The sequence below is a fragment of the Sphingomonas qomolangmaensis genome, assembly GCF_024496245.1.
In the GTDB taxonomy this organism is placed as follows: domain Bacteria; phylum Pseudomonadota; class Alphaproteobacteria; order Sphingomonadales; family Sphingomonadaceae; genus Sphingomonas; species Sphingomonas qomolangmaensis.
This window is the reverse complement of the sequence record NZ_CP101740.1, coordinates 825,160-851,009: the sequence shown is the minus strand read 5'-3', so window position 1 is coordinate 851,009 and position 25,850 is coordinate 825,160. Positions and strand designations below refer to the sequence as shown.

Genomic DNA, 25,850 nt, shown 5'->3' with positions numbered 1-25,850 from the left:
CTTCTTCGCGGTTGCAGCGCAATCTGTTCGAGCGCTTGGCCAGGTCTTCCGACCGTTGAACAGATAACTTGCCGCGATCGTCCGAAGTCCGATCCTCCACGCCGCTCGCAGACTAGAAGTCGAACTTGATCGTGCCGCCGAAGGTCCGCGGATCGCCGACCTGTGCCGCGATCAGCCCGGTATTGCCCCCGGTGCCCGCGAGCAGCAGGTCGATATAATTCTGGTCGAAGGCGTTGCGCAGCCAGACGAAGCTGTCGAAGCGGCCGGTGCGGAAGCCGACGCGGAAATTGTGCAACGAATAGGCATCGACCCTGGTGTAGATCGATGGCGACGGGTTCGATGACCAGTCCGACCGGTAGCTCGCGTCGTAGCCGACATAGAGCTGCCCGGTTTCGCCGAACAACACGCCCGGCGCGTTGCCCTCGGCGCCCCACGATGCCGCCCATTCCGACACGCCGGGCAGCACCTGCCCCGACACATCGCAATTGGCGGGGCTGAGCGCGCCGGGAACCCCGGCCGCGCCGGGTTGCTGGCTGCCGGTCACGACGGTGCCCCCCGACAATTCGGGCGGGCATGGCGCATCGACGAAGCGGGTATAGCTCGCGTCGGTGTAGGCGCCGCTCAGATACGCGTTGATACGCGCGCTCGGGCGGATCGAGAAATCGGCTTCGATCCCGCGGCTGCGCACCTGCTCGGCATTGGCGAGATAGCCGCGCACCGTCCCGAACTGGCCGTTGGTGACGTTCGCCTGGAAGTCCTGGATCTCGGTCCAGAAGCCAGTGACGTTGAGGGTCGCGCGGCGGCCCCAGAACTGGCTCTTGATACCTACTTCGAAGTGATCGACCTTTTCGGGCTTGATCGTCGAGGCGGCGAGGATCGGCGCGCCGTCGGCGTCGGCTGGAACGCCGTTGAGGTTGATGCCGCCGGTTTTGAACGCGCGGGCATAGGTCGCGTACAGGTTCACGTTGTCGGTCAGCTCATACGCCAGGTTCACGTCATACGACAGGTTCCAGGCGCTGAATGCGGGCTCGAAGAATTGCGATGCCTGGATGCCGCGCTGCGCCGCGGTCCAGGGATCGTTGTACGAGGGCGAGCCCGGCACCGCCGACACGATCTGCCGCGTCCCGTTCGACGCGGTGCCGGTGACCACCGAATCGTACAGCCCCTGCTTCTTGTCGTAATTCACCCGCAGACCCGGCGACAGCGTCAGCCGGTCGGTGACCTCCAAGTTCAGCTTGCCGTATGCCGCCAGGCTGATGTTATCGAGCCGGATGTCGTTGATCGCCACGACGTTGTCGAGCACCGCTGGATTGTTCGACAGCGCGCTGGTCGGGTTGAGCAGCGATTTGCTCGCCGCTGGCCCCGTCTCCTGGATGCCGCTGGTGCGGATCTTCTGAAGGAATGCGAACAAGCCGGTGACGAAATCGAACCCGGCGCCCTGGTGATTGAATCCGAATTCCTGCGAATATTGATCCTGGACGGTGGGGTTGTTCACCTTCGTATAGATCGGCAGGCCGGTGTAATCGCGGTCGTTCGCGGGGGTCCAATCCCAATAGCGCCATGCGGTGATCGACGTGATGGTGCTGCGATCGCCGACGTCCCACACCGCACGCGCCGACAGGCCGCCATGTTCGTTGCGAGCGCGAAGCGCGGCATCGACATCGGTCACTCGATCATAGGGGTTGGTGGTGGGCGCGACATATCCCGGGAAATAGCCCAGCAACGCCGGATATTGCCGGTTCGCTAGCCGCTGCGTAGGCCCGTAGCCTCCGTTCACGAACGCGCAGCAGATCGGATCCTGCAGGTTGAAGTCGCCCGCAAAGGTCAGGTCGAGATTAGGTGCCGCGCGCCACAAAACCGATCCACGGATACCCAGGCTGTCCTGCGATTGGATGTAGGTGTTCGTTGTGCTGTTGAAGATCGTGCCACGACGGCTGGTCGAGGTCACGCTCAGCCGCGCGGCGATCGTGTCCGACAGCGGCCCCGAGATCGATCCCTTGCCTTGTTTGAAATTGAGGTTGCCGAACGAAATCTCCCCCTTGCCCTCGAGCTCGAAGCTCGGCGGCTGGGTGGTGATGTTGATCGCGCCCGCGGTGGTGTTCTTGCCGTACAGCGTCCCCTGCGGCCCGCGCAGCGTTTCGATCTGCTGGACATCGACGAAGTCGAGCGTCGCCGAGGCGATCCGGTTGTAATGCACATCGTCGACATAGATGCCGACGCCCTGTTCGAACCCGTCGTTGGTCAGGCCGAACGGCGCGCCGATCCCGCGGATATTGATGAAGGTGTTGCGCGGATTCTGCGAATAGAATTGCAGCGTTGGCTGCAGCTGGGTCAGCCGGCTGATATTGTAGGTGCCCTGCGCATCGAGCGTCTCGCCGCCGATTACCGAGATCGCGATCGGCACGGTCTGCACCGACTCGGTCCGGCGGCGGGCGGTGACGACGATCTCGCCGCCCCCCTGTGGCGGCGTAGCGCTCGACGCTTCTGCTGAAGCGCCTCCCTGCTCCGGTGAAACCTGTTGCTCCACCGGCGCGATCGCGGGCTGGGCGGGTTCCTTCGCCTGCGCGGTTTGCAGCATGGCGAGCGTCATCAGGCTTACGGACGTTAGTGTCATCAAATCGCTCCCGGGCTTCGAATATGCCCCAGTATCTCAATTCATACCCAGTCAGTCGATATGGATTCCTTTTGCCTCCGACGTAGGTGAAGTTTTTGCCGGCAACGATGCTTGAAAATCGTCGCGCTCGAACCAAATCAGTCAGGCAACGGTGCCATTCGGGCCGCTCGCAATCCGCGCCGCGCCATCGGTGGGCGCCTTCACATCGTCACGTTGCTCACAAGGAGGATTTGACATGAGCCGTTTTGATTTCACCCCCTATCGCCGCTCGACGATCGGCTTCGACCGCCTGTTCGACCTGCTCGAGGCAAGCTCGCGCCAGGCGTCGGGCGACAATTACCCGCCGTTCAATCTCGAGCGGACCGCCGAGGACCGCTATCGCATCACGCTAGCGGTTGCAGGCTTCAAGACCGACGAGATCGACATCGTCGCGCAGCAGAACCTGTTGCTGGTCAGCGGCAAGAAGGCCGACGAAAGCGCCGAGCAGCGCAGCGCGTTCCTGCACCTGGGGATCGCCAACCGCAGCTTCGAGCGTCGCTTCGAGCTTGCCGATTTCGTTCGGGTCGAAAATGCAGCGCTCGCTGACGGGCTGCTGACGATCGATCTGGTCCGCGAAGTCCCCGATACGATGAAGCCGCGCAAGATCGCCATCAGCGACGGTCAGCCCGGCGACCATTCGATCCTGACGCACCCAACGGCCGAAGCCGCCTGAGTGCGTTGACCCACTAGCAGGCGCCTTGCTCCCTTGGGTGCCGCAGCGAAGGGCGCTCGGACCATTGGTCCGGGCGCCTTTTGCGTATCAGCGTCGGTTAGGCGTCAGACCAGGCGGCTCTGGCGAACCGCCGCGGCGATGAAGCTGGCGAACAACGGATGCGGCTCGAAAGGGCGCGACTTGAGTTCGGGGTGGAACTGGACGCCGACGAACCAGGGGTGATCGGGGCGCTCGACGATTTCGGGCAGCGTGCCGTCGGGCGACATGCCCGAGAACACGAGCCCCGACTTTTCGAGCGCCTCGCGATAATGCGTATTCACTTCGTAGCGATGGCGATGCCGTTCCGAAATCGTGTCGCCGCCATAGATCGATCCGACGACACTGTTGCCCGCGAGCCGCGCTTCATAGGCGCCGAGCCGCATCGTGCCGCCCAGGTCGCCATTGGCCTCGCGTTTCTCGAGCCCCTTCTCGCTCATCCATTCGGTGATGAGGCCGACGACGGGCTCGGGCGTGGTGCCGAACTCGGTCGACGAGGCCCCGTCGATCCCCGCCAGGTCGCGCGCGCTTTCGACGCACGCCATCTGCATGCCGAAGCAGATGCCGAAATAGGGGATTTCGCGTTCGCGCGCGAAGCGGACGCTGGCGATCTTGCCCTCGGCCCCGCGCTCGCCGAAGGCGCCGGGCACCAGAATAGCGTCGCAAGGCTCTAACGCCGCCGCCACTTCATCGTCGTCGCCTTCGAACAATTCGGCGTCGATCCAGCGAATGTTGACGCGAACGCGATTGGCGATGCCGCCATGGATCAGCGCTTCGTTGAGCGACTTGTACGCATCCTGCAGCCCGACATATTTGCCGACGACGCCGACGGTTACTTCGCCCTCGGGATTGGTCAGGCGATCGACGATCTCGGTCCAGCGATCGAGGTTGGGCGCTTCGCCCGGCTCGATACCGAACGCGCGCAGCACTTCGCCGTCTAACCCTTCGGCATGATATTGCAGCGGCACCGCGTAGATGCTCTTGGCATCGAGCGCGGGAATCACCGCCGCGGTCGGCACGTTGCAGAAGAGCGCGATCTTGTTGCGGTCGCTCATGGGCAGCGGATGTTCGCAGCGGCACACCAGCACGTCGGGCTGGACCCCGAGTGCGGCGAGTTCGCGCACCGAATGCTGCGTCGGCTTGGTCTTCAGTTCGCCCGCCGCGGCGATGTACGGCACCAAGGTCACATGGATGCTGACCGAATTGCCGCGCCCCAGATCATTCCGGAGCTGGCGGATCGCTTCGATGAACGGGAGCGATTCGATGTCGCCGACGGTGCCGCCGATCTCGCACAGCACGAAATCGAGATCCTCGGTTTCGGCCTGCGCGAACGCCTTGATCGCGTCGGTGACGTGCGGGATCACCTGCACCGTAGCACCCAGATAATCGCCGCGCCGCTCGCGCGCGATGATCGTCTGATAGATGCGGCCCGAGGTGATGTTGTCCGACTGGCGCGCCGAAACGCCGGTGAAGCGCTCGTAATGGCCAAGGTCGAGATCGGTCTCGGCACCGTCGTCGGTGACGTACACCTCGCCATGCTGATACGGGCTCATGGTGCCCGGATCGACGTTGAGATAGGGATCGAACTTGCGGATCCGCACTCGATAACCGCGTGCCTGCAACAGCGCCGCGAGACTGGCCGCCATGAGGCCCTTACCGAGCGACGAGACCACGCCCCCGGTGATGAAGATGTACCGTGCCATGGGAGAAAGGGCCTACCGCCGAACCGCGATGAACAACAAGCGCGCGAATCCGGCGCCGATGGAATAAAGGTGCCGGCGGACGCATCCGCCGGTGCAGCGCGGGCGCGTTATTGCGCCAGCGGGACCGCGCCATTGTCGGCCGGTGCCGACTGGTTGGTCACGACTTCGCCCGCGGCAGCGCCGAGCGGATCGACCGCCGGCGCGGTGCCGGTGGCGGGTGCCGCCGCGCCGGGGCGTGCCAGCGAGGTATCGATCGTGTCCGATCCGCGATTCGCCGCGATCACCGCCAGCACGATGCTCATCGTGATGAACACGCCGGCCAGCACCGATGTCGACCGCGTCAGAAAATCGGCGGCGCCGCGCGCCGACATCAGCCCGTTCGAGCTGCCGCCCGACGTCAGCCCGCCGCCTTCCGAGCGCTGCATCAAGATGACGGTGACGAGCAGCGCCGCGATGATGGCGTGGACGATGAGCAGGAACGTGAACAGCATGGCGTGATTTTCAAACCTCTGGAAAGCGCGGCACATAGGCGGGTGCGCGCGGACGATCAACACCCCGCCGTTACGACCGCCACGCCGCGCGACGGCGCCCTCGCATGAACCTAATGTAACAATTCATTCACCCTCTGCGAAACCCCAGCGCTTGGCGGGCGTTCACTGGGCAGAGAGTCTCGATTCTTGCGCGACTGTAACAATATGAGTTTGCCCTGTGAACGCCATTAGCGATACCTCGCTCTTTTCCTGGAAGAAGACCCTGGTCGACTATGTCCGCTCGGGCGAACCCGATCTGACCAACCGACAGATGGCTTTGCTGCTGCTGGTCTATCTCGAAGGGGGACCGCATACGGTGCGCGGGTTGGCGCGCGCGCTCAACGTCTCGAAGCCCGTCGTCACACGCGCCTTGAACAGACTAGGCACGCTCGGCTATCTGCGCCGCCAACGCGACGACAGCGACAAGCGCAATATCTTCGTCACGCAGACACCGGAAGGGACGGAGTTTCTTGCAGAGTTCGGGCATTTCCTCGCTGGCGACGCCCCAAATGGGTCAGGTGATCGCCGAGCAGCCGCGTAACCGCCATGCGCTGACCGGTCGATCGACCGCGCTTGATCGCCGCACCACCGCCGTGCGCCCCGACCTTACCGACGTAAGGCTCGCAGGATCGGTGTTCGCCCCGCATTATGCCGCCGCGATGCTCCAGACCGCTTCGTCGATCATCGCGATCCGCGAGACCCCCGATCCGGCATCGGCAGTGGTGTCCGAGGTGCTACCGGGCGAAACCTTCGAAATGCTCGAACTGTCGGAGCAGGTCGCCTGGGGCATCGGCACCGCCGATGGCGTCGTCGGCTATGTCGATGCGGGCCGCCTGCAGGATTTCGCCGCCCCCACCCATCGGGTGACTGCCATCGCCGGACGGCTCCGCGAAGCGCCCGACGCCAACGCCGCCGTGCTGGCAACGCTCCCCGCCGGCGCGCGTATTGCCGCGCTCGGCGAGCGCGACGCGTTCCTGCTCACCGACCATGGTTATATCGCAGCCGCCGACGTCGCCGCGCTCGACGCGCCGACCAGTACCGTCGGCGCCATCGCTGCGCGGCTCGTGGGCGTGCCTGCACGCGCCGGCGGGCGATCGGGCGCAGGGGTCGACACCGCCGGGCTGGTATTCCTCGCCCACGACCTGTGCGGCGTTCGCGCGCCCCGATTTACCGACCTGCAGGCCACCACCCTGGGCACCGAGGTGTCAGAGGACGACGCGGCACGCGCGGGCGATCTGTGGTTCTTCGCCGATCACGCCGCGATCCTGATTTCGCCCGACGCGGCGATCCACGTCGCGGATCGGGTCCGCGAAATTCCTTGCACCGCCTTGCGGGCGGGCGACCATGGGCCGGTGCTCACCCGGCGGAGAATCGCATGACTCATTCGGTTTTCATCGACGGCGCGGTAGGCACCACCGGGCTCGAAATCCGCGAGCGACTTGCCGGTCGTACCGAATTCGACGTGATCACGCTCGGCGGCGACGCGCGCAAGGACGCGGCGGCGCGCGCCCAGGCGCTCAACGATGCCGACTTCGTCATCCTGTGCCTGCCCGACGACGCCGCGCGCGAGGCGGTGGCGATGATCGCCAACGACCGTACCCGCGTGATCGACGCCTCGAGCGCGCATCGCGTCGCGGAGGGCTGGACCTATGGCTTCGCCGAGCTCGAACCCGCGCAGGCCGCCGCGATTGCCGAGAGTGCGCGCGTCAGCAACCCCGGTTGCTATCCCACCGGCTTCCTCGCGCTGATCCGCCCGTTGGTTCGCACCGGGCTGGTGCCACATGATTGGCCGCTCAGCGTCAACGCGGTCTCGGGCTATTCGGGTGGCGGCAAGGCGATGATCGCCGATTTCGAGAGCGGCGAGGAAACGACCGCGCACCGTGCCTACGGCCTCGACCTGTCGCACAAGCATCTGGGCGAGATGCAGCGCCACGCGCGGATCGAGCGCGCGCCGATCTTCCAGCCCGCGGTCGCGCACACGCATCGCGGGATGCTGGTCGAAGTGCCGCTGCCGCTCCACGCCTTGCCGCGCAAGCCGTCGCTCGCCTCGATCGAAACCGCGCTGCGTGATGCCTATCGCGATTCGCCGATCGTCGGCTTGATCGACAGCGAGGAAACGCGGCTGGTGCGGATCGAGGAAGATGCCGGCACTGATCGCATGACGCTGCGCGTGTTCGGCAATGCCGAGCTCGGCCAGGCGCGGTTGATCGCGACGCTCGACAATTTGGGCAAGGGCGCCGCGGGTGCCGCGGTGCAGAACCTCAACATCATGGCGGGGATCGACGCGACCGCGGGATTGCGGCTCTGACGCGCGTCCCTCTGGCGGATATTCGCCGAGGCATCGCGCAGGGTGGGTTGCGCGCATCCCTGCAGCCGCTAGTCCGGCCCCCGATATCTAAGGAGACGTAACGGCATGCGCGAACCGGTCGGCAAATTGCTATTGTTCGGCGCCACCGGCGACCTGTCGCAGCGGATGCTGATACCGTCGCTCTACGGGCTCCACGCCGACGGGCTGCTGCCCGAGGGGCTGACGATCACCGGCACCGCACGATCCGAGCAGGACGACGACTGGTTTCGCAACTTCGCGCGCAAGTCGCTCGATGAGCATCTCGCCGACGATCACAAGGATGCCGAGGCGATCGATCGCTTCGTCGAACGGCTCCACTATCAGCCGCTCGATGCCTCGACGATCGAAGGGTTCGACCAGCTGGCCAAGAAGCTTGGCGACATTTCGGGCGGGCTCGCGATCTTCCTGTCGACCGCGCCGTGGTTGTTCGGGCCGACGATCAAGGGGCTGCAATCGGCGGGCCTTGCCGGCGACAACGTCCGCATCAGCCTCGAAAAGCCGCTCGGCAAGGACCTCGAATCGAGCCGCGAGATCAACGACATCGTCGCCGGCGCCTTTCCCGAGGAGCGGACCTTCCGCATCGATCATTATCTGGGCAAGGAAACCGTCCAGAACATCCTGGCGTTGCGCTTTGGCAATTCGCTGTTCGAGCCAAGCTGGAACGCCCGCGGCATCGATCACGTCCAGATCACCATCTCCGAAACCGTCGGGCTCGAAGGGCGCGCGGGCTATTATGACGAAGTCGGCGCGCTGCGCGACATGGTGCAGAACCACATGCTCCAGTTGCTCGCGCTGGTCGCGATGGAGCCACCCGCGCGGGTCGATGGCACCGCGGTGCGCGACGAGAAGGTCAAGGTGCTGCGCTCGCTGCGCCCGATCACCGGGTCCGACGTCAGCCAGCTCACCGTCACCGGCCAGTATGACAGCGGCGCGGTCAAGGGCGCGATCGTCCGCGGCTATGACGAGGAGCTCGACAAGGATTCGAACACCGAAACCTTCGTCGCGATCAAGGCGCATGTCGACAATTGGCGCTGGCAGGGGGTCCCCTTCTATCTGCGCACCGGCAAGCGGATGCCCGAGCGCCGCAGCGAAATCAGCATTCAGTTCAAGCCGGTGCCGCATTCGATCTTCGCCGAACGCGGCGGCGCGCTCCAGCCCAACACGCTGGTGATCCGGCTGCAGCCCGAGGAATATGTCCGCCTGCTCGTGATGGCCAAGCAGCCCGGGCTCGACCGCGACGGGGTGCGGCTGCGCGAGGTACCGCTCAACCTCAGCCTCGACACCGAATTCGCCGGCACCCGCCGCCGCATCGCCTATGAACGATTGCTGCTCGACCTGATCGAAGGCGACCCTACGTTGTTCGTGCGACGCGACGAGGTCGAGGCGCAATGGGCATGGATCGACGGCATCCGCGAGGGCTGGGCATCGAGCGACATGAAGCCCAAGGGCTATGCCTCGGGCAGCTGGGGTCCGTCGTCGAGCGTCGCACTGACCGAACGCGACGGCGTGACCTGGAACGAGTAGGTTTTGCACCCTCTCCCGCACGCGGGAGAGGCAACGAAGACTTGGTCGCGCCCTTGCGCGGCCTAGTCGCAGTCGGTGAGGGTCTTCTTTCGCTGAACGACGCGAGGAAGAAGCCCCTCACCCAGCCTCTCCCGCACGCGGGAGAGGGGAAGAAGATAAAGGAACAAGCATGACCGAGATCGAATGGTGGGAATATGACGACGCTGCCGAAATGGCCGAAGCGGTCGCAGGCGACGTGCAGTTCATCATCGAAAGCGCGCTCGATGCCCGCGGCGGCGCGGTAATCGCGCTGCCCGGCGGCAAGACCCCGCTGCCGATTTATGAGAAGTTGGCCACCGCCAAGCTCGACTGGAAGAAGGTGATGATCGTCCCCACCGACGACCGGCTGGTGCCGATGGGCGATCCGCTCAGCAACATCACCGCGATCGGCAAGGTCTTCGTCCCCAAGGGCGCGCGCGTGTTTCCGATCACCAGCGAAGCCGCGACCGACTATCGCGCCGCCGGCCGCGCCGCCGATGCGCGGCTGCAGGACGTCCATTGGCCGCTCGACCTTTGCCTGCTCGGCGTCGGCGGTGACGGCCATACCGCCTCGATCTTCCCCGGCCCCGACCTAGACGAAGCGCTGTCGGGTCCCAAGGAACGCCGCGCGCTCGGCGTGATGCCCGATCCCCTCCCCCCCGAAGCCCCCGTCGCGCGCGTCACGCTGTCGCGCTCGGCGATCGTCACCGCGCGCGCGCTGCTGATCGCGATCAGCGGCCAGGCCAAGCGCGACGTGCTCGAAGCCGCGATCGCCGAGGGGGCCGGCTCGCCCTATCCGATCGGCCGCGTGCTCGCCGACACCGAGCTTCCCGTCGACATCCACTGGAGCGCCTGATGTCCCCCAGCCCTGCTTCGGCCCCAGCTTTGGCCCCCGCCCTCGCCGCCGTCACCGACCGGATCATCGAGCGATCGAAGCCCGGTCGTGCCGCCTATCTCGCACTGATGCGGCGTGAGCGCGATTCGGGGTTCGATCGGCCAAAGCTGGGCTGCGCCAATCTCGCGCACGCTTATGCCGGCACCGACGAGCAGCGCGATCGGATGCGCGACGGCAAGGCGATGAACATCGGCATCGTCACCGCCTACAACGACATGCTGTCGGCGCACGCGACCTATTATCGCTACCCCGAACAGATGAAGGTCTGGGCGATCGAGGCGGGCGCCACCGCGCAAGTCGCAGGCGGCGTGCCCGCGATGTGCGATGGGGTGACGCAGGGCTATCAGGGCATGGAATTGTCGCTGTTCAGCCGCGACGCGATCGCCATGGCGACCGCGATTGCGCTGTCGCACCGCACCTTCGAGGGTGCGGCGCTGCTCGGCATCTGCGACAAGATCGTTCCCGGTCTGCTGATGGGTGCGCTCCGCTTCGGCCATCTGCCGATGGTGATGGTCCCCGGCGGCCCGATGCGATCGGGCCTCGCGAACAAGGAAAAGGCGGCGGTGCGCGAGGCCTATGCCGAGGGCAAGGTGGGCCGCGAGGCTTTACTCGACGCCGAAATCTCCGCCTATCACGGCAAGGGCACCTGCACCTTTTACGGCACCGCCAATTCGAACCAGATGATGATGGAGGCGATGGGGCTCCACGTCCCCGGTGCCGCCTTCGCCAATCCGCAGACCAAATTGCGCCAGGAACTGACGCGCGCCGCCGTCCAGCGGCTGCCGCAGATCGGCTGGAACAGCGATGATTACCGCCCGCTCGGCGAATGCGTCGACGAGCGCGCGATCGTCAACGCGGCGGTCGTCTTGCTCGCCACCGGCGGGTCGACCAACCATCTGATCCACTTGCCCGCCATCGCCCGCGCGGCGGGGATCATCATCGACTGGGAGGATTTCGACCGGCTGAGCAAGGCGGTGCCGCTGCTCACCCATGTCTATCCCAACGGATCGGCCGACGTGAACGGCTTCGAGGACGCCGGCGGCCCGCCCTTCGTCATCCGCGAACTTCTGCGCGGCGGGCTGCTGCATGGCGACATCCTCACGATCGCCGATGGCGGCTTCACCGAATATGGCCGCAAGCCCATGATCGAGGACGAAAAGCTGGTCTGGCAGGATCTGCCCGCCGCCAGCGGCGACGACACCATCGTCCGCACGATCGACGCGCCCTTCTCGCCCGAAGGCGGCTTCCGCATCCTCCAGGGCAATCTGGGTCGCGCGTGCATCAAGGTGTCGGCGGTCGAGCAGGACCGCTGGATCATCGAAGCGCCTGCCCGCGTCTTCGCGACTCAGGCCGAGGTCCAGACCGCGTTCCAGGCGGGCGAGCTTGACCGCGACGTCGTCGTGGTCGTCCGCTTCCAGGGGCCGCGCGCCAACGGCATGCCCGAATTGCACAAGCTCACTCCGCCGCTCGGCGTCCTCCAGAATCGCGGCTTTCGCGTCGCATTGGTCACCGATGGGCGGATGTCGGGCGCATCGGGCAAGGTGCCTTGCGCGATCCATCTGTCGCCCGAGGCTTTGGGCGGCGGGCCGCTCGGCAAGGTACGCGACGGCGACATCATCCGCCTCGATGCCGAAGCGGGTACGCTCGCGGCCCTGGTCGATGCCGCCGAATGGGAAGCGCGCGAGCTGGTCGAGGAACCGCCGCGCGCCGACGGCACCGGGCGCGAGCTGTTCAACATGATGAACTTCGGCGCCGACGAAGCCGAAAAGGGCGCCTCGGCGATGTTGGCCGCGGCGGGATTGTAATTGCGCCCCTCCCACTTGCGGGAGGGGTTGGGGGTGGGCGTATCCCCAAAGTGAACACGCCGCTTGCACAGGATAGGCCCACCCCCGGCCCCTCCCGCAAGCGGGAGGGGAGTATTTGATATGGAAATCATCGCGGTAGATATCGGCGGCACCCATGCCCGCTTCGCGATTGCCGAGGTCGAGAACGGCCGCGTGCTGTCGATGAGCGACCCGATCACCCAGAAGACCAAGGATCATTCGAGCCTCCAGCTCGCCTGGCAGGCATTCGGCGAGGCGCTGGGCCGTCCGCTGCCGCGCGCCGCCGGGATCGCGATCGCCTCGCCGATCAACGGCGAGATGATCCGCATGACCAACAATCCCTGGATCATCCGCCCGCGGCTGATCCAGGAGCGGCTCGGGGTCGATACCTATACGCTCATCAACGATTTCGGCGCGGTCGGCCACGCCGTTGCGCAGATGCACGATGACGCCTTCATCCATATCTGCGGCCCCGAAACCCCGTTGCCCCAGCACGGCTCGATCACCGTCTGCGGGCCCGGCACCGGGCTCGGCGTCGCGCAGGTGCTGCGCACCGCAAGCCATTACCACGTCATCGAAACCGAGGGCGGGCACATGGACTTCGCACCGCTCGACGGGATCGAGGACGCGATCCTCAAGCGCCTGCGCCGCACCTTCACCCGCGTCTCGGCCGAGCGGATCGTCGCCGGCCCCGGCATCGTCGCGATCTACGAAACGCTCGCGGGGATCGAGGGTCGCCCGGTGCTCCAGCTCGACGATCGCGCGATCTGGGACCTGGCGTTCAGCGGGAAGGACAGCCTGGCCAGTGCCGCGCTCGACCGCTTCTGCCTCAGCCTCGGCGCGGTCGCGGGCGATCTCGCACTCGCGCACGGCCCCAAGGGCGTGGTGATCGCCGGCGGCCTCGGGCTCCGGCTCAAGGACCATTTGATCTCGTCCGGCTTCGGCCAGCGCTTCGTCGCCAAAGGGCGCTTCCAGTCGCTGATGGCGTCGATCCCGGTCAAGCTCATCACCCATCCGCAGCCGGGCCTTTACGGCGCCGCAGCCGCCTTCGCGCAGGAGCACACCCAATGAAAGACGTGACGATCGAAACCATCATGCGCACCAGCCCGGTCATCCCGGTGCTGGTGATCGACGATGCCGCCACCGCGCGCGCGCTCGCTGAAGCGCTTGTCGCGGGCGGGCTTCGGGTGCTCGAGGTGACGCTGCGCACCGCCGCCGCGCTCGACGCGATCCGCGAAATGAAGCAGGTGCCCGGCGCGATCGTCGGCGCGGGCACCGTGGTGTCGACCGGCCAGTTCGACGACGTAATGGACGCCGGCGCCGAATTTATCGTGTCGCCTGGCCTTACCGAAACACTCGGTCGCGTCGTCGTCGACAGCCGCGTCCCCTTCCTGCCCGGCATCGCGACCGCAGGCGACATCATGCGCGGCTACGACCTGGGCCTGCGGCACTTCAAATTCTTCCCTGCCGAAACCTCGGGCGGGCTGAAGGCGCTCAAGGCGCTCGCGGCACCGTTCCACGAGGCGCAATTCTGCCCCACCGGCGGCATCACCGAAGCATCGGCACGCGACTGGCTGGCGTTCGAGAAGGTGCTGTGCGTCGGCGGCAGCTGGGTCACGCCGGCGGGCGCGGCGATGGCCGATGTCGAAGCCAAGGCAAGGGCCGCGGCGAACCTTCGCTAATCTGCGCTTCCCCCTCCCACGCGGGAGGGGGGACGGCTCACATCTCGCCGCGCGCGCGCCGCAGCGCGTACCATTTCGCGACATTGGCGTTATGCTGCTCGAGCGTGTCGGCGAAGATATGGCCGCCGGTGCCATCGGCGACGAAGTAGAGCGCGCTCGTCTGCGCCGGATCGAGCACCGCATCGATGCTGGCGCGCCCCGGATTGGCGATCGGCCCCTTGGGCAGTCCCGCCATCGCATAGGTGTTGTAGTCGTTCACCGCGTTCACCTCCGATCGCAGGATCCGCCGGCCGAGCGGGCGTCCCTTGGTCATCGGATAGATGATCGTCGGGTCGGCCTGCAGCCGCATCCCGATCCGCAACCGGTTCGAATAGACCGCCGCGACCGTCCGCCGCTCTTCGTCCTTGGCGGTTTCCTTCTCGACAATCGACGCCAGGATCAGCGCTTCTTGCGGCGTCGACACCGCGATCCCCGGCTTGCGCTTGGCCCAGGCGGCGGCCAGATAGTCGCGCATCGCCACCTGCATCCGCCCCAGCACCGCCTGCCGCGCCTCGCCGCGTTCATAGCTGTAGCTGTCGGGCAGCACCGATCCCTCGGCGGGCACATCGAGCTTGCCGTCGAGCTGCGGCGCCTTCATCAGCGCCTCGTGCACCAGCACCGAAGGCCAGCCCTCGGGTACCGCGACGAAGCGCTGGACGGTCCGTCCGCCCTGCATCAGCTTGAGCACGTCGGACTGGCTGATTCCGGCAGGCACCGGATATTCGCCCGCGCGGATCGGGTCGTCCGACCCGAAGAATCGCGCATACAGCGTGAACCGGCTGGCCGAGGGGATCACCCCCGCCTTTTCCATCTCCTGCGCCGCTCGCGTCAGCGTTGCGCCCTCGGGCACGACAACGTTGACGTTGCGCTCGAGCGATCCGGCGCCGCCCCAGCTCTGCATGACGAAGAACAGCGCCGCGATGAGCGCGAGACCGGCAAACAGGCCGAAGCAGCCGAGACGTTTCATGCGCGCGCTTGCCCTATACGGGGTTCAGGTAACTGGGACCATCACCAGGCTTGCATTGGTCCCGCCGAAACCGAACGAATTGTTCAGCACCGCCTTCACGCGCCGTTCCTTGGCGACATGCGGCACCAGGTCGACCCCGCGGCACGCTTCGCTGGGATTATCCAGGTTCAGCGTCGGCGGCACGATCTGGTCGCGCATCGCCAGGATGCAGAAGATCGATTCGACCGCGCCTGCGCCGCCCAGCAGATGGCCGATCGCCGACTTGGTCGAGCTCATCGACATAGTGTCGATCGACGACCCGAACAGCCGCCGCACCGCGCCGAGCTCGAGCTCGTCGCCAAGCGGGGTCGAGGTGCCGTGTGCGTTGACATAATCGATGTCGCTCAGGCTCAGCCCCGACTTGCGCATCGCCATTTCCATCGAGCGGAACGCCCCCGAACCCTCTGGGTGCGGCGCGGTGACGTGATAGGCATCGCCCGACAGGCCGTAGCCAATGACCTCGGCATACATCTTGGCGCCGCGCGCCTTGGCATGCTCATATTCCTCGAGCACGACGACGCCCGCGCCCTCGCCCATCACGAACCCGTCGCGATCGACATCGTAGGGCCGGCTCGCGCGCTCGGGGGTGTCGTTGAAATTGGTCGACAGCGCGCGCGCCTGGGCGAAGCCCGCGATGCCGAGCGGGCAGATCGCCCCCTCCGAACCGCCAGCGAGCATGACATCGGCATCGTCCATCGCGATCATCCGCGCGGCGTCGCCGATCGAATGCGCGCCGGTCGAGCAGGCGGTGACGACCGCGTGGTTCGGCCCCATCAGCCCGTATTTGATGCTGACCTGGCCCGAGATCAGGTTGATCAGCCGGCCATGGACGAAATGCGGGCTCACGCGGCGCGGCCCCTTGGCGGCGAGCACCAGCGATTCGCTTTCGATCCCCGGCAGCCCGCCGATCCCCGCACCGATCGAGCACCCCGCGCGATAGCGCTGCGCTTCGGTCATGTCGGTCAGCCCGGCATCCTCGATCGCCTGGCCCGCGGCATCGATGCCGAAGATGATGAACGGGTCGACCTGGCGCTGCACCTTGTGATCGACGCGCTTGCCCGGATCGAAGCCATATTCATGGTCGGCGGGCTTCACTTCGCAGGCGATGCGGCACTGATATTCGCTCGCGTCGAAGCGCGTGATCGTCGCGGCGCCCGATTTGCCCGCGATCAGGTTCTTCCAGACGGTTTCCACCTCGGCCCCTAGCGGGGTGACGAGGCCAAGGCCGGTCACGACTACGCGACGCATCGCATCTCTCCGTTCAGTTCATCAAAGCAAAACGGCTCCCCACCCGGGATATTAGCCCGTTGGCGGAGAGCCGTTGCAATCAGTCGCCCCGTTCGCAGGGGCAAGCGACATAAGCTGCGATCAGCCCTTGTGCTCGTCGATATAGGTGATCGCGTCGCGCACGGTGGTGATCTTCTCGGCGGCATCGTCGGGGATCTCGACGCCGAATTCCTCTTCGAACGCCATCACCAGCTCGACGATGTCGAGGCTGTCTGCGCCCAGGTCGTCGATGAAGCTCGCGTCCTCGGTGACCTTCTCGGCCTCGACGCCCAGGTTCTCGACGACAATCTTCTTCACGCGATCGGCGGTGTCGCTCATGGTAGCTTGATCCTCAGTTGCGGCTATTCGTGATTCCTGAACGCACCTAGAACGGACCTCCATCAGTGGCAAGGCCCGTGCGAAGCTTAGCGGTCGGTCAACATTTGCGTAGGTATGCCACAGCGATGCGCCGATGGCCCTCCCCTTTCTCACCGCTGCGCGAATTGACCGCGTTCGACGGCAAGCGCGCGCGAAGCTACCGGTCGATAGCGGTGGCGATAGTTTTCGGAGTGGTGGCGCTATGGTTCGCGGCGGGGGGCAATGGCGAAGACGCCGCAGGCCGCGCGATCGGCACCGACTTCGTGAGCTTCTGGATCGCGTCGCAGGTCGCGTTGGCTGAGGGCGGTGCGGCTGCGTACGATATCGTTGCGCATGGTATCGCGCAGCGCACAGCGTTCGGCCCCGGCGACGGCTATGTAGCCTTCTTTTATCCGCCGGTTTTCCTGATGCTGTGCCTGCCGATGGCGTTGCTGCCCTATTTCGCTGCACTCGGGCTTTGGCTCGGCAGCACTGCGCTGGCTTACCTCGTCATGGTCCGGCATTGGCTCGGCGGCAGCTTTGGTAGCGCCGCGCTGACGCTGGCAGCCTTCCCGCCCACCCTGCTCAACGCCGGGCACGGCCAGAACGCGTTCCTCACCGCCGCGCTATTCGGTGGCGGGTTGATCGCGATGCGCACGCGCCCCTGGCTGGCGGGGCTGTTGCTCGGCCTGCTGGTGATGAAACCGCATCTGGCCATCCTGCTGCCGCTGGCGCTGGCATGCCGCGGCGAGTGGCGGACCTTTATTGCCACCGGGGCAGCCGCTGCAGGATGGTGCCTGCTGAGCTGGGCAATCCTCGGCACCGGCGCGTGGGCGGGTTTCATCGCCAATACCGGCCTCGCACGTTCGACGCTCGAGGACGGGCTGGTGGCGCCCGCCAAGATGGTCAGCATGTTCGCAGCGATGCGCGTGCTGTCGCTCGACGTCGCGACCGCCTACGCCGCACAAGCGGCATTTGCCGCGGTCGGCGCCGCTGCGGTCATCTACGCCGCCCGCGCGCGACTTCCCCGCCCAGCGCAGGACGCGATCCTGGCGGCGGCGACGCTGACGGTGTCGCCCTTCCTACTGGACTATGACCTGACGCTGATGGCGATACCCTTGGCGTGGTGGTTCGCGCAGACGCAGCGGCGCGGGTTCCTGCCCTATGAAAAGGCCGCGCTGCTCGCGCTTTTCATCGCGCCGCTGTTCCTCCGGACGCTGGCGACCGCCGCATCGCTGCCGCTCGCGCCGCTGGTTACCGCAGGGCTGCTGCTGGGCTGCTGGCGCGCTGCGCTTACAGCATCGCCATCCCGCCATTCACGTGCAGCGTCTGCCCGGTGACATAGCCCGCCTCGCGGCTGGCGAGATACACCACCGCCGCTGCGACGTCCTCGCCCTTGCCCAGATCGCCCGCGGGAATGCGCGTCAGCAACGCGGTCTTCTGCGCGTCGGGCAGTCCGTCGGTCATCGCCGATCGGATGAAGCCCGGCGCGACGCAATTGACGGTGATGTTGCGGCTGGCGAGTTCCTGCGCCAGCGCCTTCGACATGCCGACCAGCCCCGCCTTCGACGCGGCATAGTTCGCCTGGCCCGGATTGCCCGTCGCACCGACCACCGAGGTAATCGACACGATCCGCCCGAACCGCGCCTTCATCATCGGCCGCGCCGCCGCGCGGCAGAGGCGAAACGCCGCCTCGAGATTGACGCGGATGACGTCGTTCCATTCGTCGTCCTTCATCCGCATCGCCAGATTGTCGCGCGTGACCCCGGCGTTGTTGATCAGGATATCGAGCCGCCCGCCCAGCGCCTCGACCGCCTGTGGCACCAGCGCATCGACCGCCGCGCCGTCGGAAAGGTTGCACGCCAGCGCGACATGCTCGCCGCCCAACTGCGCCCGAAACGCCTCCAGCTTGTCGCCATTCGACCCCGAAACCGCCAACCGCGCGCCCTGTGCCGCCAGCGCCTGCGCGATCGCCGAACCGATCCCACCCGAAGCGCCGGTCACCAGCGCGGTCATGCCTGTCAAATCGAACATATTCGAACTCCTCACAGCGCTTTCGCCAGCGCCTCGATATCATCCATAGTAATCACGCTCGCCGTGGTCGCATCGGGCGCCGTCCGCTTCACCATCGGGCCCAGCACCTTGCCACCCAGTTCGACATAGTCGGTCACCCCGGCATCCCACATCGCCAGCACCGATTCGCGCCAGCGGACGATCCCCGTCACCTGCTCGACCAGCAGCGCGCGAATCACCTGCGGGTCGGCGACCGGCGCGGCGGTGACATTGGCGAACACCGGCACCAGCGGCGCCTGCAGCGCGACGTCGGCGAGCGCGGCTTCCATCGCCTCGGCGGCGGGTTGCATCAGCGGGCAGTGGAACGGCGCCGAGACCGGCAGCAACACCGCGCGCTTGGCGCCCATTTCCTTGGCGAGCGCCACCGCGCGCTCGATCGCGCCGCGTGCGCCCGAAATCACCACCTGCCCCGGGTCATTGTCGTTGGCGACGGTGCAGACCTCGCCCTGTGCGGCGGCGTCGGCAATCGCCTGCGCCTTGTCGCGGTCGGCCCCCAGCAGCGCCGCCATCGCCCCCTCGCCCACCGGCACCGCCGCCTGCATCGCCTGCCCGCGCAGCTTCAGCAATCGCGCGGTGGTCGCGACGTCGATCGCGCCCGCGGCGCACAGCGCGGTATATTCGCCCAGGCTGTGCCCGGCGACATACCCAGCCTTGTCGGCTACCCGCACCCCGCATTCGCGATCTAGCACGCGCAGCACCGCAATCGCGTTTGCCATGATCGCGGGCTGCGCATTCTCGGTCAGCAACAAGTCGCTTTCGGGCCCCTGCGTCATCAGCCGGTACAGATGCTGGCCCAGCGCATCGTCGACCTCCTGGAACAGCTCGCGCGCCGCGCGGCTCGCCTGCCCCAGCGCCATCCCCATGCCGACCGCCTGGCTGCCCTGCCCCGGAAAAATGAACGCGCGCATCGTGATCTCCTGCTTTCAGGCGCGGCGGGGTACGCCCGAACGCCGAAAGCTTTCAAGTCCCGACCGACTTGCGACATTCTGTGACGCTTTTGTTCTTCCTCGGCACATCCCAGCGACAGGCGGCTTCTAGATTGTCTTCATCGCCGGACAGTCCGGTGCACCAGTCACCCCGTCGAAGGAGATCGACATGAAGAAGATCGCAATCGCAGCCGTCGCAGCCTCGATGCTCACCGTCCCCGCCATGGCGCAGGCGCAGCAGCGCACCGTCATCGAGCGCGGCAACCGCACCGTCATCGTCGACCGCGCCAATGGCGTCCAGCAGCGCACCGTGGTCAACAATCGCCGCGGCAATGTGGTTCGCCAGAACGTCCGCGTCGCCAACCGGCCGGTGGTTCGCCAGAACGTCCGGGTCGCGCAGCGCCCGATCGTTCGCCAGCAGGTCCGCTATGCGCAGCCGGCGAACCAGTATCGCAGCTGGCAGCGTGGCCAGCAGTTCAACCGGTCGTTCGCGCCCAACTATCGCCAGATCGACTATCGGTCGTATCAGCAGCGCGGCCTCTATGCCCCGCCGCGTGGCCAGCAGTGGGTGCAGTCGGGCAACGATGCAGTCCTCGTGGCACTTGCAAGCGGCCTGATCGGCGCGGTCATCGGCGGCGCATTCTAAGCCGCACCGCGGAAGGCAAGGGGTTCGCCCCTTGCCTTTGCGCCACAAATCGATAAGGCACGCGCATCCGGGGTGGTAAGGCATCGTCCTTTCCGCCCCGGTTCGCATTTGCGAGATACGTGAGACGACAGCCGGAGGGGCCGCGCGATTGGCGCTCGGTCAGCGATCGGCCAGGACGAAGGACAAGGCATGGCTCTGTACGAGCATGTGTTCCTTGCGCGCCAGGATCTGGCACAAGCGCAGGTGGACACGCTGGCGGAAAACGCCACCAAGATCATCACCGACAATAACGGCACCGTCGTGAAAACCGAAACGTGGGGCCTGCGCGGCCTGGCGTATCGCATCGCCAAGAACCGCAAGGCGCATTACGTCATGCTCGAGATCGACGCGCCCGCAGGCGTCGTCGCCGAGCTCGAGCGCCAGACCGCGATCAACGAAGACGTGATCCGCTACATGACCGTCCGCGTCGACGAGCATGAAGCCGGTCCGACCGTGATGATGCGCAAGGGCGAGCGCGACCGCGAGCGCCGTCGTGACCGCGACGACCGTGGCCCAAGTGCCGACCGGGGCGACCGTCCCGACCGTGGCCCGCGCCGCGACCGTGAAGAAGGGGAGAACAACTAATGGCCCGCCCGTTTTTCCGCCGCCGCAAGAGCTGCCCCTTCAGCGCGAAGGACGCGCCGCGGATCGACTATAAGGACGTCCGGCTGCTCCAGGGCTTCGTTTCGGAGCGTGGCAAGATCGTGCCGTCGCGCATCACTTCGGTGAGCGCCAAGAAGCAGCGCGAACTGGCCCAGGCCATCAAGCGCGCCCGTCATCTGGGCCTGCTGCCCTACATCGTTAAGTAAGGAGGGCACCCCATGCAAATCATCCTGCTCGAACGCGTCGAAAAGCTCGGCGCCATTGGCGATGTCGTCACCGTGAAGGACGGGTTCGCCCGCAACTTCCTGCTGCCGAACAAGAAGGCGCTCCGCGCCAACGCCGCCAACCGCAAGGTCTTCGAGGCCAATCGCGAGCGCATCGAAGCCGAGAACGCTTCGCGCCGCGAGGAAGCGACTGCCGAATCGAAGTCGCTCGAGGGCGCTTCGGTGACGCTGATCCGTCAGGCATCGAATGCCGGCGCGCTCTATGGCTCGGTCGCGGTTCGCGATCTGGTCGAGGCGCTGGTCGCCGATGGCCACAAGGTCCACAAGGGCCAGGTGGTGCTCGGCAAGCCGATCAAGACGCTCGGCATGCACGAAGTGAAGGTTGCGCTGCACCCTGAGGTTTCGGTCAACGTCAAGGTGAACGTCGCCCGTTCGCCCGAGGAAGCCGAGATGCAGGCAAAGGGTGTCGACGTGATGGCGGCGATGTTCGAAACCGACACCGCTGGCTTCACCGAGGAGTATGACGCCAACGCCGAGCCGGGCGAAATCTCGCGCGGCGACGAAGCGGCGCCAGCCCCGACGACGACCGACGAAGACGAAGCCGAACCGGCCTAAGCCTTTCGACGTTTGGATATGAAAAAGGGCCGTCCGGTTATGCCGGGCGGCCCTTTTTCATATCGGCGTCGTTCGCCAAAGCTCAGGGCACCGCGACGCAGGCGCCCACGACCGCGAAGAGCGGGATGAGTGCGAGGATGACCGGCATTGCCTTACCCATGATATCGCCTGACTTTTCGAAAGAGTGTGGCGAGTGAAATGCACGGTCGGGGAAAAGGTTTCCCGGGGATGAACGGCGCCCAAGCGCGACCGAGGAATCACGTAGTGATCGCCGCCGGGGCACCGTGTATTGATCCGCAATCCCGTACGTCTTGGAGAGGCCATGATCCCGTTGTCGATTCAAGCCGGTCTGTGGGGCCTGCTCAGCGGCTCGGCTTTGCTGATAGGTGCGACGATCGGCTGGTTCGTGGCGATGCCGCGCCAGGCGGTGGCCGCGATCATGGCGTTTGGCTCGGGCGTGCTGATATCCGCTTTATCGTTCGAGCTGATGGACGAGGCGTGGAAGCAGGGCGGGTTCCTCGCTGTCGCGGTCGGGTTCGTCGCGGGCGCGGCGGTGTACACCGTGCTGAACATGGCGCTGGCCGCTAGGGGTGCGCGTCATCGCAAGCGTTCGGACGCTTTCTCACGGAAGGAGCACGCGACCGCCGCGCCCAAGGGCAACAGCGCGTCGCTGGCGCTCGGTGCGTTGATCGACGGCATCCCCGAATCGATCGTGATCGGCACCAGCCTTCTTTCAGGGGGCGCGATCGGCGGGGTAGCGGTTGCGGCGGTCTTCCTGTCGAACCTGCCCGAGGGACTTTCGAGTGCCGCAGGCGCGCGCCGCGAGGGAAAATCTGCGGGCTTCACGTTCGCGCTGTGGACCGGGATAGCGCTGGTGGCTGGGTTGTCGTCGTTCGTCGGGTACACCGTGTTCGACGGCGCCTCGCCAGCCGTGCTCGCTGCAGTCCAGGGTGTCGCAGCGGGGGCCATCCTGGCGATGATCATCGACACCATGGTTCCCGAAGCGTTCGAGGGAATGCACGACTTCACAGGGCTGATCGCGGTTTTCGGCTTCTTGACCGCCTTTGGTTTATCCAAGCTCGCCTAGTTGCGATCTGAACGGGTGACCTGAATGCATCAGCGAAGGACAGCGTCAAGGAGTGGGCTTACTTCCGCCCGAACAGCTTCTCCACATCCTGCGTCCGCAGCTTCACCCAGGTCGGGCGGCCATGGTTGCACTGCCCCGAATGCGGGGTGACCTCCATCTCGCGCAGCAGCGCGTTCATTTCAGCGACGCTCAGCACCCGCCCCGCGCGCACCGATCCGTGGCACGCCATCGTCGAGGCGACGTGATCGAGCCGTTCGCGCAAGCTCAGCGCCTGATCGTGCGCCGCAAGTTCATCGGCAAGGTCACGAACCAGCCCGATGACGTCGCCCTGCCCCAGCAGCGCCGGGGTCGCGCGCACCAGCATCGCATTGGGGCCGAAGCGTTCGAGGTCGAGCCCGAACTCGCTCAGCTCGGTGATTCGTTCCTCGAGCCGGTCGCACGCGGTCTCATCTAGCTCGACGACTTCGGGCAGCAGCAGCGCCTGCGCGCGTACCCCGCCATTGGCGAGCCCGACGCGCAGCCGTTCGAGCACGAGCCGTTCGTGCGCGGCGTGCTGGTCGACCAGGATCAGCCCGTCCTCGGCTTCGGCGACGATATAGGTCCGTGCCACCTGTCCGCGCGCTGCGCCGAGATGGTGCGCGACGGTTGAGGGAACGGGCTCGGTCGCGGGTTCGGCGCGCGCCTGCGGCGGGGCGGTGAAGAAGGTCGGGCGATAGTCGCGGACGGTCCGACTTACTTCGGTCGTCACCCCAGCGAAGGCTGGGGTCTCTTCGTTGTAAGCGTCGCGCTCCCCAACCGGGAGATCCCAGCTTTCGCTGGGATGACGGGTGGAGGCCGCACCCCCGCCCTCGCTCGTCCACAACCCAAGTGCCGCCTCGCTCGGCCGCGCGCTGCGATGCCCCGCGGCATCGAGCGCGCGGCGCAGCCCGCTGACGATCATCCCGCGCACCAGCGCCGGATCGCGAAACCGCACCTCGGTCTTGGCGGGATGGACATTGACGTCGACCGCGTCGGCGGGAACGTCGAGGAACAGCGCCACCACCGCATGGCGATCGCGCGCGAGCATCTCGGCATAGGCGCCGCGTACCGCGCCCACCAGCAGCCGGTCCTTCACCGGTCGCCCGTTGACGAACAGATATTGGTGATCGGCGATGCCGCGGTTGAAGGTCGGCAGCCCCGCGACGCCGCCGAGCACGACCCCCTCGCGCGCGAAATCGACCGCGACGCTGTTGTCGAACAGCGCGCGATCGGTGAGCGCCGCGACGCGCTCGGCCTGGCTGTCGCCGCCCTGCACCGACAGGCTGCGGCGACCGTCATGCTCGAGCGAGAAGGCGATATCGGGCCGCGCCATCGCCAGCCGGCGGACGACGTCGAGGCAGGCGGCATATTCGGAGCGCGGCGAGCGCAGGAATTTGCGCCGCGCGGGCACGCGTTCGAACAAGCCTTCCACCTTCACGCGCGTTCCCGGTGGCAGCGCGGCGGGGCCGTCATGCACCACCGCGCCATTGTCGACGATCCGCGTCCAGCCCTCGCCCTCGCGCGGGCGGCTTTCGAGCGTCAACCGCGCGACGCTGGCGATCGACGGCAACGCTTCACCGCGAAAACCGAGCGTCGTGACGCCTTCGATCGCCCCCGATTCCCACAATGATTCGGGCAGCTTGGAGGTCGCATGACGCTCGAGCGCCAAGGCCATCGCCGCCGCGTCCATGCCGGAGCCATCGTCGACCACCTCGATCAGCGCGGTGCCCCCCGCCGACAGCCGCACAAATACGCGGCTTGCGCCCGCATCGATCGCGTTTTCGACCAGTTCCTTGAGCGCCGCGGCGGGGCGTTCGACCACCTCGCCGGCGGCGATGCGGTTGATGAGATGCTCGGGCAGGCGGCGTATTGACATGCCCCCCGCTCTAGCCCAATCGCGGCCATCCCGCGACCCGCATCCGCAGACTTTTGGGAGCTGGCACGTTCAGCAACCGGCGGGCCGCGCTAAAGATCGATGTGCGAACAGCCGCGTTGCACCCACGCGGCCAGGGACGGATTACTTCATGGCTTTCTCCCGCTTTTTCAAGTTCATGTCCCACGATATGGCAATCGATCTGGGAACGGCGAACACCGTCGTCTATCTGCGCGGGCGCGGCGTGGTGCTCAACGAGCCCTCGGTGGTCGCGGTCGAGACGATCAACGGCGTGAAGAAGGTCAAGGCGGTCGGCGACGACGCCAAGCTGATGATGGGCAAGACCCCGGGCACGATCGAGGCGATCCGGCCGCTTCGCGACGGCGTCATCGCCGACATCGATGTCGCCGAGCAGATGATCAAGCATTTCATCCAGAAGGTGCATGGCGGCCGCCGCTTCATCCGCTGGCCGCAGATCGTGATCTGCGTTCCCTCGGGATCGACCTCGGTCGAGCGCCGTGCGATCCGCGATGCCGCGTCGAACGCCGGCGCGAGCCAGGTCTTCCTGATCGAGGAGCCGATGGCGGCGGCGATCGGCGCGGGCATGCCCGTCACCGAGCCGATCGGCAGCATGGTCGTCGACATCGGCGGCGGTACCACCGAAGTCGCGGTGCTCTCGCTCCGCGGCCTCGCCTATTCGACCTCGGTCCGCGTCGGCGGTGACAAGATGGACGAGGCGATCGTGAGCTATGTCCGTCGCAACCATAATCTGCTGATCGGCGAAGCGACCGCAGAGCGGATCAAGCAGGAAGTCGGCACCGCCAAGCCCCCCGCCGACGGCATCGGCATGACGATCCACATCAAGGGTCGCGATCTGGTGAATGGCGTTCCCAAGGAAATCCAGATCAACCAGGGCCAGATCGCCGAGGCGCTGAGCGAGCCCGTCGGCACGATCGTCGAAGGCGTGCGGATCGCGCTCGAGAATACCGCGCCCGAACTCGCCGCCGACATCGTCGACCAGGGGATCGTCCTCACCGGCGGCGGGGCGTTGCTGCAGGGAATCGACGAGGTGCTGCGCGACGAAACCGGGCTGCCGGTGACGATCGCCGAGGACCCGCTGACCTGCGTGGCGTTGGGCACCGGGCGCGCGCTCGAGGACCCGCAGTTCCGCGGCGTGCTGCTCGCGGTCTGACG

General features: G+C 66.4%; 25 protein-coding genes. 16 read left to right on the top strand and 9 right to left on the bottom strand.

Annotated elements, in window-relative coordinates; genetic code table 11:
* Positions 1 to 112 precede the first annotated feature (112 nt).
* Positions 113 to 2,590, bottom strand: coding sequence for a TonB-dependent receptor (locus tag NMP03_RS04075; RefSeq protein ID WP_256507253.1), 2,478 nt, complete (start codon positions 2,588 to 2,590; stop codon positions 113 to 115).
* Positions 2,591 to 2,849: 259 nt separating this feature from the next.
* Here NMP03_RS04075 and NMP03_RS04070 point away from each other — a divergent pair, with 259 nt between their 5' ends.
* Entirely contained in the window at positions 2,850 to 3,326 is a 477-nt protein-coding gene (locus NMP03_RS04070; RefSeq protein WP_256507252.1) for an Hsp20 family protein, read from the top strand.
* A gap of 104 nt (positions 3,327 to 3,430) precedes the next feature.
* On the opposite strand, the gene NMP03_RS04065 is transcribed toward NMP03_RS04070, so the two are convergent.
* Together NMP03_RS04065 and secG are read right to left on the bottom strand one after the other, a co-directional pair.
* Complete coding sequence (locus NMP03_RS04065) at positions 3,431 to 5,065, bottom strand: CTP synthase (protein ID WP_256507251.1); 1,635 nt, start codon at positions 5,063 to 5,065, stop codon at positions 3,431 to 3,433.
* A 107-nt stretch (positions 5,066 to 5,172) separates the two neighbouring features.
* Complete coding sequence (gene secG, locus NMP03_RS04060) at positions 5,173 to 5,553, bottom strand: preprotein translocase subunit SecG (RefSeq protein ID WP_256508000.1); 381 nt, start codon at positions 5,551 to 5,553, stop codon at positions 5,173 to 5,175.
* 313 nt (positions 5,554 to 5,866) lie between these two features.
* Here secG and NMP03_RS04055 point away from each other — a divergent pair, with 313 nt between their 5' ends.
* The 8 genes from NMP03_RS04055 (at position 5,867) to eda (ending at position 13,884) form a co-directional block, all read left to right on the top strand.
* Positions 5,867 to 6,136 (top strand): MarR family transcriptional regulator, encoded by a 270-nt coding sequence (locus NMP03_RS04055; protein ID WP_256507999.1) that lies wholly within the window; start codon positions 5,867 to 5,869, stop codon positions 6,134 to 6,136.
* Positions 6,105 to 6,974, top strand: a complete 870-nt coding sequence (locus NMP03_RS04050; protein ID WP_256507250.1) for an NlpC/P60 family protein — start codon at positions 6,105 to 6,107, stop codon at positions 6,972 to 6,974. Before NMP03_RS04055 ends, NMP03_RS04050 begins: the two co-directional genes overlap by 32 nt.
* A complete protein-coding gene (argC, locus tag NMP03_RS04045; RefSeq protein ID WP_256507249.1) occupies positions 6,971 to 7,903 on the top strand; it encodes an N-acetyl-gamma-glutamyl-phosphate reductase in 933 nt (310 codons plus the stop codon). Before NMP03_RS04050 ends, argC begins: the two co-directional genes overlap by 4 nt.
* Before the next feature lie 105 nt (positions 7,904 to 8,008).
* Positions 8,009 to 9,466: a glucose-6-phosphate dehydrogenase gene (zwf, locus tag NMP03_RS04040; RefSeq protein WP_256507248.1), complete on the top strand. Its 1,458-nt coding sequence runs from the start codon at positions 8,009 to 8,011 to the stop codon at positions 9,464 to 9,466.
* 169 nt (positions 9,467 to 9,635) lie between these two features.
* A complete protein-coding gene (gene pgl / locus NMP03_RS04035) occupies positions 9,636 to 10,340 on the top strand; it encodes a 6-phosphogluconolactonase (RefSeq protein WP_256507247.1) in 705 nt (234 codons plus the stop codon).
* The gene (edd, locus tag NMP03_RS04030) at positions 10,340 to 12,184 is read left to right on the top strand and encodes a phosphogluconate dehydratase (protein ID WP_256507246.1); all 1,845 of its coding nucleotides are present in this window, start codon (positions 10,340 to 10,342) and stop codon (positions 12,182 to 12,184) included. Before pgl ends, edd begins: the two co-directional genes overlap by 1 nt.
* 120 nt (positions 12,185 to 12,304) lie before the next feature.
* Positions 12,305 to 13,273 (top strand): glucokinase, encoded by a 969-nt coding sequence (gene glk / locus NMP03_RS04025; protein ID WP_256507245.1) that lies wholly within the window; start codon positions 12,305 to 12,307, stop codon positions 13,271 to 13,273.
* Entirely contained in the window at positions 13,270 to 13,884 is a 615-nt protein-coding gene (eda, locus tag NMP03_RS04020; RefSeq protein ID WP_256507244.1) for a bifunctional 4-hydroxy-2-oxoglutarate aldolase/2-dehydro-3-deoxy-phosphogluconate aldolase, read from the top strand. The genes glk and eda overlap by 4 nt, the downstream gene beginning before the upstream one ends.
* 37 nt (positions 13,885 to 13,921) lie before the next feature.
* Here the strand turns inward: eda and mltG are convergent, their stop codons facing one another.
* The 3 genes from mltG to NMP03_RS04005 all read right to left on the bottom strand — a co-directional run bounded on the left by mltG (position 13,922) and on the right by NMP03_RS04005 (position 16,534).
* Positions 13,922 to 14,890, bottom strand: a complete 969-nt coding sequence (gene mltG, locus NMP03_RS04015) for an endolytic transglycosylase MltG (RefSeq protein WP_256507243.1) — start codon at positions 14,888 to 14,890, stop codon at positions 13,922 to 13,924.
* Between the two features lie 24 nt (positions 14,891 to 14,914).
* Positions 14,915 to 16,177 (bottom strand): beta-ketoacyl-ACP synthase II, encoded by a 1,263-nt coding sequence (fabF, locus tag NMP03_RS04010; RefSeq protein WP_256507242.1) that lies wholly within the window; start codon positions 16,175 to 16,177, stop codon positions 14,915 to 14,917.
* Between the two features lie 120 nt (positions 16,178 to 16,297).
* A complete protein-coding gene (locus NMP03_RS04005; RefSeq protein WP_256507241.1) occupies positions 16,298 to 16,534 on the bottom strand; it encodes an acyl carrier protein in 237 nt (78 codons plus the stop codon).
* A gap of 212 nt (positions 16,535 to 16,746) precedes the next feature.
* Between NMP03_RS04005 and NMP03_RS04000 the strand changes: the two genes are divergently transcribed.
* A complete protein-coding gene (locus NMP03_RS04000) occupies positions 16,747 to 17,892 on the top strand; it encodes a glycosyltransferase family 87 protein (RefSeq protein WP_256507240.1) in 1,146 nt (381 codons plus the stop codon).
* Here the strand turns inward: NMP03_RS04000 and fabG are convergent.
* Together fabG and fabD are read right to left on the bottom strand one after the other, a co-directional pair.
* Positions 17,846 to 18,586 (bottom strand): 3-oxoacyl-[acyl-carrier-protein] reductase, encoded by a 741-nt coding sequence (gene fabG, locus NMP03_RS03995; RefSeq protein WP_256507239.1) that lies wholly within the window; start codon positions 18,584 to 18,586, stop codon positions 17,846 to 17,848. The genes NMP03_RS04000 and fabG overlap by 47 nt on opposite strands.
* 11 nt (positions 18,587 to 18,597) lie before the next feature.
* On the bottom strand, positions 18,598 to 19,533 hold the full coding sequence (fabD, locus tag NMP03_RS03990; RefSeq protein WP_256507238.1) for an ACP S-malonyltransferase: 936 nt from the start codon (positions 19,531 to 19,533) through the stop codon (positions 18,598 to 18,600).
* Between the two features lie 187 nt (positions 19,534 to 19,720).
* On the opposite strand from fabD, the gene NMP03_RS03985 reads away from it, so the two are divergent.
* The 5 genes from NMP03_RS03985 (at position 19,721) to NMP03_RS03965 (ending at position 22,765) form a co-directional block, all read left to right on the top strand.
* Positions 19,721 to 20,197, top strand: coding sequence for an RcnB family protein (locus NMP03_RS03985; RefSeq protein WP_256507237.1), 477 nt, complete (start codon positions 19,721 to 19,723; stop codon positions 20,195 to 20,197).
* Between the two features lie 189 nt (positions 20,198 to 20,386).
* On the top strand, positions 20,387 to 20,821 hold the full coding sequence (rpsF, locus tag NMP03_RS03980) for a 30S ribosomal protein S6 (protein ID WP_256507236.1): 435 nt from the start codon (positions 20,387 to 20,389) through the stop codon (positions 20,819 to 20,821).
* Positions 20,821 to 21,045 (top strand): 30S ribosomal protein S18, encoded by a 225-nt coding sequence (gene rpsR, locus NMP03_RS03975; protein WP_010543816.1) that lies wholly within the window; start codon positions 20,821 to 20,823, stop codon positions 21,043 to 21,045. The genes rpsF and rpsR overlap by 1 nt, the downstream gene beginning before the upstream one ends.
* A 12-nt stretch (positions 21,046 to 21,057) precedes the next feature.
* Positions 21,058 to 21,678 (top strand): 50S ribosomal protein L9, encoded by a 621-nt coding sequence (gene rplI, locus NMP03_RS03970; protein WP_256507235.1) that lies wholly within the window; start codon positions 21,058 to 21,060, stop codon positions 21,676 to 21,678.
* Positions 21,679 to 22,000: 322 nt separating this feature from the next.
* A complete protein-coding gene (locus NMP03_RS03965; RefSeq protein WP_256507234.1) occupies positions 22,001 to 22,765 on the top strand; it encodes a ZIP family metal transporter in 765 nt (254 codons plus the stop codon).
* 58 nt (positions 22,766 to 22,823) lie between these two features.
* Here NMP03_RS03965 and mutL read toward each other — a convergent pair whose 3' ends face one another.
* Positions 22,824 to 24,659, bottom strand: a complete 1,836-nt coding sequence (gene mutL, locus NMP03_RS03960) for a DNA mismatch repair endonuclease MutL (protein WP_256507233.1) — start codon at positions 24,657 to 24,659, stop codon at positions 22,824 to 22,826.
* A 148-nt stretch (positions 24,660 to 24,807) separates the two neighbouring features.
* Here mutL and NMP03_RS03955 point away from each other — a divergent pair, with 148 nt between their 5' ends.
* Positions 24,808 to 25,848: a rod shape-determining protein gene (locus tag NMP03_RS03955; protein ID WP_256507232.1), complete on the top strand. Its 1,041-nt coding sequence runs from the start codon at positions 24,808 to 24,810 to the stop codon at positions 25,846 to 25,848.
* The last annotated feature ends 2 nt before the right edge of the window (positions 25,849 to 25,850 follow it).